Raw genomic sequence first — 9,471 nt, forward strand, 5'->3', positions numbered from 1 at the left:
CTGACATCCCGCACGCCGTTCTCCTCGACACCTGGTTCCTGTTCCTCGACAGCTCAGAAACCTAGGCGGAGAACGGCGTGCGCTCGTTCAGGCGCGCCCGGCCACCCACAGATGCGTCAGGAGAGCCTCTTTTAGGTAGACCTGAACGGACCGATGGTGGTTTGTGAAGTAGACCTCCTGCGATACCACCTCGACTCCGGTTGACTCTATGCACAGGCGCTGCAATGCGAGTTGGACGACGTTGGCGTCGGTGACCTGTGCGACGCGGCGGGCAGGAGTGGCTTTGTACTCGACGAGCGCGACGGCGTCACCGTCGGCGGCCCGGATGACGTCGCATCGACCGACGATTCCTAGCTCCTCGCTCGCCACATCGATAGACCGGGAACGAATCTGGCTCGCCTGGGGTGCGTCGACAGTGGCGTGCGCCGCGAGTCCGGCCTCGATCTGAGAGTGAATCACGTGTTCCCCGGCGGCCTCGATCCACGCCCGGCGTTCGCAGAACACAGTATGAGCGACCAAGCTGATCGGGATCTCCGTGCGCGGCGGCATTGTCATCCTCGCTCTATAGGGACTCGAAGGTGCCGAATAGCACCTGTCGCTCAGGTGCCGAAGCGCTACCCGCAATGCGTACCGGAAATCGGACAAGACCGGCTAATCCCACGCGACGCAAGGCTTCCTGTCCCACTGCTCGCTCGGGAGACGAGGATTCGGCGTATGCTGCGTCGTTGAGTGCCCTCGAGCGCAGGACACGTCTAAGCTTCGCCGGCGATATCGGTGTCGTGGTGATAGGCAGGGTCATCTGCTGAGGCTGAATCCGATCCTGGGGGTAGGCGCCCGGGGTGAACGACTGCTTTCCAATCAGGTGCGTCACCGGGAAGAATGACAAACCCCATAGGGCACACCACGCGAGCGCGTTGTCGACTGGACCTGGCAGAGCCAGCCCTGTGGCCGAACGGGATTCGATGGAATTCTTGCCCACCTCGTCTGTGATGGTCTGCCCTGTGAGGCCGGACTGGATGGCTGTGCTGTCGCGCTTCGCGACGGCCCGCGCGAGCGGAGCGAGTCTGTTGCGCATGAAGTCCTCGCCGCGGTTGCGGGTCTTCATCTCCCACCGCGATGCGCCTCGGTCTGGCTCCGGCAGTTGGGTTCCCACCGGCCAATACGCGGGCTCACCGAGTGACTGGATCATCCGTGCATCGAGCCGTGTGTCGTTCATGGGGGCGTCCAGGACGGCGCGCCGCTCGGTGAACAGCGCCATCCACGCGGTGGGGTCTCCGGGCGTAGCGATCCGAGGGCTGAAGAGGCCGACCTCTGATGACTTCGTTTGCCCGCGTATCGTCGTCGTGCGCTGTACCCACGATTCGAGCGTGCCGTGGGACAGGGCGTGATTGCGGACGATCTCGGCAACCGTCGTCTCATCCGAGGTGAGGCCGTCCAGCACGAGCCGGGGGCGCGCTGCATCGGACCAGTGCATCCGGACGTCTTCGCCTGAGTCCTCGAGTATGGCGCTGAGCCCGTACCCTGCGAAATGGTCAAGTGCCCGGGTGTGATTCGAGTCCAACGTGAACGTGTTCATGACCCCTCCTTAGACACGCTGCAGTCGGCTGCACGGAGCAGCGCTTCGAGGTAGGCGCAGGCCCACGGGCCGTGGCGACGCTCGGTCGCTTCGATGAGTGCCTCCCACCCGCCGTAGTCGAAGAGATCGGCTGCCTCATCGGAGATCTCGCCGCCTTCGACGAGGTCGCGAGTGCCGTGTTGGAACCCTCCGCGACCCCAGCCGTGGCTGGTTCCGACGAGCCGGAGCACGAGTTCCCTTTGCTCCCTTCCGACCCCGGCCAGTTGGGGCGCGGCGAGTAGCACAGACAGCTGTTCGTGCCGCCACCCGGCTGGTAGGCCGGCGCCGGCCTTTCGGAGCTGTGCCCGCCGGCTCGACCGGTCGCCGCTCTTGGCTAGCACGTCGGTGCTATCGGAGGCGTTGAGCAGGCGTTGGAATCGCCGGTCCTGCTTGCCGAGATCGTGATATAGCCCCGCTAGCTCGAGTGCACGTGCCTGGTCGGCCGACATCCGCAGGTGCGCCGCCAAGATCGATACGCGATCGGCGACCGCCTGCGAGTGCGTAGCCAACGTCACCTGCTCACGCCCGCTCCACGTCTGGCGGGTCTCTTCATCGTCCAGTACGGCTGCCCTCGGCCGCAACACTATCCATGGGGTCCTGCCCTCGTCCTCACCGTCGAGCGGTGGCCCGACGGTGACTTGGCTGCGGTCGGCGTCCTGGAGACGGGGAATCGCCGCTACCAGCTCATGAATATCGTCGACAGCGTTGTCCGAGTCGTGCCGGATATCATCGATCTGCTCGAACAACAGCGGGTCGGAGTGCCGCCACAGCACCTCCACGTCTTTCGTACCCCACGCGGTGTCCACGACCTCAGCGCCGTGGTCGTACTCGACAATCGTGTGGGCGGCGACGATCGGGTGAACGTCGTCCAGCATCACGATGTCGCCGACGCGTGGGGCTTCCTCTATTCCGAGATCCATCTGCGTCAGGCTCCCGTCGCGCCAGACGAACGCGCGCCCATAGGGGCCTTGGAGGTCTCGCAACTTCAAGCAGAGATCCTGCGCGATGTGAAGGTGCGTGGGAAACGTCTCCCATGTTGCGGGAGGTGTGGCACGGAGAAGGGCGATCGCGTCAACGTCGTTTACCGGGAGACCCGCGCGTAACACGATGCCGCAGGTCCGACCCTCGCCTGAGAGGTCGTCGCGGATCCAAAGTGTGAGGTCTGGCGACGTGGCCAGGATCTCACTGGTTGATGTCAGGGCAAGAGCGTCGCCGACTTCCAGGCGGGATAGAAGGCCACGGCGCGAGTCCGCTGCTGGAGCCGTCTCGCGAGAGTGACCGGCGAAGGCGAGCCCAGCGGGATCCTCTGCGGCGGCGCGCACCCAATCGAGTGCGCGGGTCAGCTCTGCTGCCGAGTAGGCGCCGGATTCCGTGGCCTCCGCGGTGGGGCCGATCACCACGATCGGACCCGATTCGCGATCTCCCAATCGGTTGACGCGCCCCGCCCGCTGCATGAGAGATGTACCGGGGGCGAGTTCGGTGACCAGTGCTGCAAAGTCGACATCCACGCCGACCTCGATTGTCTGCGTCGCGACGACGACGCCGATCCGCGCGTCGCCGGCAGGCGCGAACGCACCTGGGTACTCGTCGATCTGGGCTCTCAGGTCCATCGGACGCATCGGTCCTACCCAGGTCAACACACCATCTCTCGTCTCACTACCTGCAATGCGCTTATTCGACTTCAACCGCTCGGAGACCCGGACCGCAGTCGACACTGTGTTCACGACACACCCGACGGTGCCAGTGGCCACGGCTTCCCACAGTCGGACCACCTCATCGACGATCTCGTCGACGTACTTGTCCGACGCCTTTCTCTTGGGCCACTGGTCGGTCGCGTGATAGGTGACGGGCTTCGGTCGCGTGAGGCGCCGCGCGAGGACTTCGTCGTCGAGATCCTTTACGTCGACTCCTGCGATACGACTGCTCCCCGATGCGAGCGGCGTCGCCGTGGTCTCGACGACCTGCAGCGAAGGCCCGGGTAGCGGATGCCGACGAACCAGCTCTCGCACCCTGCGTGCCGTTGTCAGCAACTGCTGGTTGAGGTGAGCCTCATCCAGCACCATGACGGAGTCGTAGGCCAACAGCCCTGCCTCACGGGGACGGGCCAGACGCGACGAGCCGTACCCGTTGAACAGCAGCCGACTTCCCCACATGTCCGGAGTGGCGCACATTACTGTGCAGGTTGCCGGGTCGTCTATCCATTCGCGCGCTGGAAGGAGGCCGCCGCGGAGCGTGACGAGGCTGAGGGCGGCCTTGGTATCTGTGCGGCAGTTCTGGAGCCTGCTGAGCCCCTCGGCTACACGATCGAGCACATCTGTGCGGGTTTTATCACTCAGGGACGCCTGGAGCTCCTGTGCCCGCTGTTCGTGCGCATCGACGATGCCACGCCGGTTCACGACGATAGCGAGTCGTCGTGGGACCCGCGGGCAGGCGCCCCAGCCGTGTAGTGCGTTGACGAACACGTGGATGTCGACCACGTTCGACTTGCCTGTGCCGGTGGGGGAGTCGATCACCTCCGGCCACTCACCCGTCGCGGCGATGGATTCGCACAGCCGACGCTGCCATGCGAACGGTTGGTATCCATGGAGGGCGCTGAAGTAGTCGGCGAACTCGCCGACGGCGAGGCCGGTCATCTTGCTGACCTCCACATTTCGACCAGCGATGCTGGTAGGTCGAGTGGCACGAGAAGGCCGCCCCCGAGGTGGCGGCTCTGGCCGACTGCGACGATCGCCTGGTCGGGAAGTAGCGATCCACCGTCCAGTTGTAGGCGATACGGCTGTGCGACAACCCCTTGTGGCATCTTGTGGGCGTACCGGCGCACGTCCGCATCGGGTATCGGCGCGGTGGTAAGGGCTGTGACATCGTGCGCCTCGACGTTGTCGACGACCGCCGCGTAGCGTTCCTCGGCTGTCGTTCCGGGCGCTGCCGGCAGCTCGTCGCGGAATACGAATCCAACTGATAGTAAACCTGATTCGCCGAGCGTCCACTGCCGCCGCTGTGTCCGTCTCGGACGCCGGGTCTCGGGGACTACCGCTGGCAGACTCTCCCACACGCGTGCCATACCGTCAGCGGGTTCGCGCCAGAACGTCGCTGCGTCCACGGTCGTCCGCTTTCCGAGTCGGATGGGATCGGCGTCGCGCCGGTATAGGCGCGTGACTGCGCGGAGGGCTTGTTCGGTGATCTCTAGGGCTCCTTCGGGAACCATGACCGCGATGCCTGCGCCGAGCCGGCGATGACGGGACAGGCTCATCACCCCGACATCCAACGGCTGGATCGCGACGCGGTTTGCCGGCTTGGGGATACCGGATAGGTAGCGGCCCGTGATCGCCGCGGGGGCTTCGGTGTCCAGTGCCGCGACCATCGCCCGGTGTAGCGTGACCGACCACGCGACGCGCTCGGAGTTCGGTATCGAGGCGTCGGTCTCGATGTGGATCACGTGGGCCCATGGCGCATCAGGTGGCGTGGCCTCGACGATCGGGTCGTAGCCGATCTCGACGGCCTGTACGTGGCTGATAGGTGGGGCGGTCGGTTTCTCGGTCGCCGACCACTGGTCCCTGGCAGCGGAGGGCGGTATCGCGGGGTTGGCGTCTCGATACAGGTCGTCCAGCTCGTCGAGCCGCCCCTTGAGGGGGCTCGGGATACGGATGCCAGCCGGCGCGAACGGTGAGATCGCGTGTGACCGCCGGTGTGTCGGGACGACTTCTCCGTATTCGAGAACGACGGCCGAGTCGGCCTCCCCTAGGCAGGGCACGTCCCCGCACAGTGCGGCCAGGGTGTCTGCCACCTCGCTGGGAACGTCATCCCAGCCCCACCCGATCGGTGCTGATACGGCCGTGCCCGCTCCCACGGTACGAGGCGTCTTACGGCGGGTGGGGGCCTTGCCGACCTTCTCGACGACCCCCTCGTCACGGAATGAGTGCCCTCGGGCCGGGCTGTTCTCTCGGCATGCTGGGAGTTCGACGTACTCCGGCGGGTTGTCCTCGATCCATTCGAGGGCGCGCGTAGCGGCGGCGGTGCGGATAAGCGTCGAGCGCTTGACCTCTGCGGTGCTGCCGACCGACGCTGCGGATACGAGCGCGGCGTGCAGCCGCAGGGTCGACGGCAACGGGTCGGGCGATCCGTCGGGACGGTGCGCGAGGTAAACTCCCAGGGGGAACCTTGCGCGAATACCGGTGATGGTCATTGCGCTAGCTCTCAGAGTCCGCATCGGCGTTGTCCACGACGAGCTCATTACCGGTCACCTCGAACACCTGTCCTTCCCAACGGATTCCGGCCAGCGTCCGAGCGCGGTCAATCGCCTCGCTCAATAGGTCGTCGGCGTTCCCGACCGCGATGGGTTCCAGCTCGACGACCGTGCCGTAGCGGGCGTCGAGTTGGGTGACCGGCTCGCTGGCCTCACGCAGGTTGCAATTGGCCCGCAGGTTGAGTTCCGCGTCGGCACGAGCGAGGCCCGCCAGTGCGAATGCCGCGAGGAGCGCGCGGCAGGCGGCGTCACCGTCGGGACCGGCGCCGAAACGTAGCTGCCGGAGCGCCGCGAAGGACAACACGTGCGAGCGGATGATCCGCTGGCAAGAGACAAGCCCCAGGCTGTCCAGGCTCGGGGGAATCGATCCGAGCCCGAGCGTGGACGCGGAAGTGCGCCCGTTCTTCGCCTTCTTTGCCTCATCGCGGATCTTGGTGGCGAGCTTTGTCGACAGCTCGGCCTCCTGGTCGACGAGGAGCTGCTCGAGTTGTGTGCCGGTGAGGCGCACGCTTGCGGCGATGGCATCGGTGCGGGCCCCGCCTCGCTTGGGATTCTGAATGGAGTCGAGGCCTTCGGCACTCTGATCTGCAAGCTGTCCGATGATCTCGCCGGTCAGAGCGCTGCGATAGCGTCCTTGGCGAGCCTTTCTCGTCGAGTCCCAGCCACCGAATACCAGTGACGCCGGTGCTAGTTCGAGGATCGGACGGGCATCGGCGGGGGTCGCGTCGCGAGCTGCGCGGTAGCTCGGATGTACGGTGACGCTTTTGCCATCGACGTGCCCCGATCGGATATGACCGTCGTACAGGCGGTGCGGGAGTTGCAGGTCGCTGGCTGCGGTGCCGTCTGCGTACCGGACGACCACTCGCGGCGTCAGCGACAGGGGCTCGATGCCGTCGTTCACCGCCTTGACGATCTCGTCCTCGACTCGATTCAACTGGGATGCCTTGCCATCGATCAGTACGCAGTACGCAACATTTCCGTTGATGAAACGTTGCTCGTAGCAGAAGGTCGGGTTGGATCCATGCGCGCTGACGAACCGGGCCGGAGCGACGCCGCCATGCGGTCCTTCGGCGGACGCGAGTTCCGTCACGGACGTCAGCGTCGCGGCGCCCCCCGGGCGGCAGGCGGCGAGAAGTTGGTCGAACGAGAGTGCGGTCATGGTGGTCCCCCGGTTTCTGTCGGTATGTCGCGATAGTGTCGCCGCTACTGTGATCTAGGTTACGATATGTTTTGGTGGTATGGCAAGCACTTGATATGGAAGCTAATCTCGACAACACGTATCCATTGATCACTTTCGTTGAGGCGTCTTCTCGAGCTTGGCATCCATCTGGTACGGCACGGTGTCGGCCCAGGTCGACCTTTCGGTTCCGGGGTCGGCAGCGCAGGCTGCCGACCCCGGATCGGCTCCAGGAATAGAGGTACGATGGCAATAGCCCCTTGCGTTGAGCTTGCGGGAAGTGAGCCCCGGACGCGGCCGGACGACCGTGCACCGGGGTTTCGCGCGTTCATGTAGGGGCCGCGCGGTGGGGGACCGGGTCTTCGTCGATGAGACCAAGCGCAAGGACTACGTTGTGGTCGCGGTGGTTGTCCCAGCGGCAGAACTAGCGGACACGCGACGATGTGTTAGCCGTCTCGTGCTCCGGGGGCAGCGACGGATCCACATGAAAGACGAGCGGGATAGCCGTCGTCGAATGATCGTCGATGTAATCGCGCGACTGGATGTCCGGATTCATGTATTTGTCGCGGCTGGTATGAAGTCGGACCGTGTGGCTCGTCAGGCTTGCATCGCGGCACTGGTGGATCACTGTACCCATCGAGAGATCGAGTCGATCGTGTTCGAGCGTGATGACTCGATGGTGGGGTGGGATGACCAGGCAATGATCGAGTCCGTGCGTGTCGCTGGGATGCGGGGACGCTTGGCGTGGGACCACAGGCGATCGCACGACGAACTTGCGCTCTGCGTGGCAGACGTCGCTGCGTGGTGCTGGTCGGCGGGAGGCGATTGGCGTCGCCGGATCGAGCATCTCGTAGTCGAAGTAGTCGAAGTCCGGCCTCATGGGCGGTGATTCGGCACGGCGACCGTACCGACGGCTCAGAGCCCGACCACGGTCGCGTCGTCGGGCCTCACGCAGATGTTGAGCACCGCGCCACGGCCGGTGAGCATTGCGCACCAGCACTGGCGCGACGTCGGGTGGTACTTCGGAACCGCTCCGCGTCCCCGGCCGCTCGTCCACCGCGTGCGTCGCGAATCGGAGACGCCGAGGGTGATGTAGGGGTGTCGCCACTGCGGGTGAGCCGCCGGCGCCGTCACACCTTCGCCGAGTGCCTCACAAGCGTCGATCTCCTCGAGAACGGCGCCGGTGATCCGCGTCAGTACTCGACCTCCAACTCGTCGGCGGTCGGCTTGGCCTGGCAGCCGAGGATGTAGCCGTCTTCCGCGTCGTCGGGGTCGAGGCCGTCGGACACGGCCATCTCGACGCTGCCCTTGCTGAGTCTGCAGATGCACGTGGCACATTCGCCCGACTGGCACGAGTACGGCACGTCGTGGCCGTTGTCGATCAGCACGTCCACCAGCGTCCGGTCCCGCGGCCACGCCACGGTGAACGTTGCGCCCAGGTTGTAGACGGTCACCGACGCCGCGTCCGCGGCCTCGGAAGCGGTGACCTCATGCGGCACGATGTCGGCGAACGCGTCGCCGGAGAGCGATGCATAGATCTCCTGGTGCACCAGCGACCGATCGGTGCCGATCACCCGCAGTGCCTCCTTGCAGGCGCCCATGAACTCGTCGCGGCCGCACAGGTACGTGGCGCGGGAGTGGTACGGGGTCAGCACCGCGGCCAGCGAATCGGCATCCGGGAGGCCCCGCTGGTCGGCCTGCCACCAGATCACGGTGAGACGATCGGCGTGCTCGGCGGCCAGCGCCGAGATCCGGTCGAGGAAGATCGTGTCGGCGTCGGATGCGTTGGCGTACAACAGTGTCACCGGGGCGGCGCCCTGGCTCAGCGCAGCCGAGAGGATCGACATGATCGGCGTGACGCCGCTGCCCGCCGCCAGAAGCAGCATCGGGACGTCGAGGGATGCCGGGACGAATGCACCTGCAGGCGGTAGGAGTTCGATCTCGGTGCCGGGGGAGACGTTGTCGCACAGCCAGTTCGATCCGTAGCCACCGGGGCTGCGCTTGACGGTCACGCCGGGCCGGCCGCCGTCGTAGGGCGACGTGTACAGCGAGTACGAGCGCGCGACCGACCCGGTCAGGTCGGACGGGATGCGCACCGTGACGAACTGGCCGGGCTGGTAGTCCCAGTCGGCGTCGAAGACGAACGACTTCGCGTCGGCCGTCTCATCGATCACGTCGGCGACGGACACGATGATGCTGCGCGCGGAGTGCGGGGTGGTGCTCATGCGTCCCACCCTATCGACAGCCCACAATCGACTACGGAGCGGCGCAGACCCCGCAATCCGCGGGGGTCGCGCCGCTCAGACGTACATTCCCGAGTGGCTCAGCGCCAGATGTCGGTGATGGGTGTGGGTGTGGGGTCGGGTGGGGTGGGTGTGGCGGCGGGGGTGCGGGAGAAGCGGGGTGCGGGCATGGGGGTGGTGACGCCGTCGATTT

The 9,471-nt window shown here is 65.7% G+C and carries 7 protein-coding genes; all 7 read right to left on the reverse strand.

Annotated features, from left to right (window positions below):
- Positions 1 to 87: 87 nt before the first annotated feature.
- Positions 88 to 555, reverse strand: coding sequence for a CRISPR-associated protein Cas4 (locus ABD908_RS25045; RefSeq protein ID WP_345001192.1), 468 nt, complete (start codon positions 553 to 555; stop codon positions 88 to 90).
- 7 nt (positions 556 to 562) lie between these two features.
- Complete coding sequence (locus ABD908_RS25050) at positions 563 to 1,576, reverse strand: hypothetical protein (RefSeq protein WP_345001194.1); 1,014 nt, start codon at positions 1,574 to 1,576, stop codon at positions 563 to 565.
- The gene (cas3g, locus tag ABD908_RS25055) at positions 1,573 to 4,248 is read right to left on the reverse strand and encodes a type I-G CRISPR-associated helicase/endonuclease Cas3g (RefSeq protein WP_345001197.1); all 2,676 of its coding nucleotides are present in this window, start codon (positions 4,246 to 4,248) and stop codon (positions 1,573 to 1,575) included. Before cas3g ends, ABD908_RS25050 begins: the two co-directional genes overlap by 4 nt.
- Complete coding sequence (csb2, locus tag ABD908_RS25060) at positions 4,245 to 5,798, reverse strand: type I-G CRISPR-associated protein Csb2 (RefSeq protein ID WP_345001198.1); 1,554 nt, start codon at positions 5,796 to 5,798, stop codon at positions 4,245 to 4,247. Before csb2 ends, cas3g begins: the two co-directional genes overlap by 4 nt.
- A gap of 4 nt (positions 5,799 to 5,802) precedes the next feature.
- Entirely contained in the window at positions 5,803 to 7,017 is a 1,215-nt protein-coding gene (gene cas7g, locus ABD908_RS25065) for a type I-G CRISPR-associated RAMP protein Csb1/Cas7g (RefSeq protein WP_345001200.1), read from the reverse strand.
- Positions 7,018 to 7,459: 442 nt separating this feature from the next.
- Complete coding sequence (locus ABD908_RS25070; RefSeq protein WP_345001202.1) at positions 7,460 to 7,915, reverse strand: hypothetical protein; 456 nt, start codon at positions 7,913 to 7,915, stop codon at positions 7,460 to 7,462.
- 313 nt (positions 7,916 to 8,228) lie between these two features.
- Entirely contained in the window at positions 8,229 to 9,260 is a 1,032-nt protein-coding gene (locus tag ABD908_RS25075; protein ID WP_345001204.1) for a 2Fe-2S iron-sulfur cluster-binding protein, read from the reverse strand.
- Between the last annotated feature and the right edge of the window lie 211 nt (positions 9,261 to 9,471).

The sequence above is a fragment of the Tsukamurella soli genome (assembly GCF_039541155.1).
Lineage (GTDB): Bacteria > Actinomycetota > Actinomycetes > Mycobacteriales > Mycobacteriaceae > Tsukamurella > Tsukamurella soli.

Coding starts and splice junctions, on each gene's coding strand:
- ABD908_RS25045 (WP_345001192.1), bottom strand. CDS start 555: ATGACAATGCCGCCGCGCACGGAGATCCCGATCAGCTTGGTCGCTCAT.
- ABD908_RS25050 (WP_345001194.1), bottom strand. CDS start 1,576: ATGAACACGTTCACGTTGGACTCGAATCACACCCGGGCACTTGACCAT.
- cas3g (WP_345001197.1), bottom strand. CDS start 4,248: ATGACCGGCCTCGCCGTCGGCGAGTTCGCCGACTACTTCAGCGCCCTC.
- csb2 (WP_345001198.1), bottom strand. CDS start 5,798: ATGACCATCACCGGTATTCGCGCAAGGTTCCCCCTGGGAGTTTACCTC.
- cas7g (WP_345001200.1), bottom strand. CDS start 7,017: ATGACCGCACTCTCGTTCGACCAACTTCTCGCCGCCTGCCGCCCGGGG.
- ABD908_RS25070 (WP_345001202.1), bottom strand. CDS start 7,915: ATGAGGCCGGACTTCGACTACTTCGACTACGAGATGCTCGATCCGGCG.
- ABD908_RS25075 (WP_345001204.1), bottom strand. CDS start 9,260: ATGAGCACCACCCCGCACTCCGCGCGCAGCATCATCGTGTCCGTCGCC.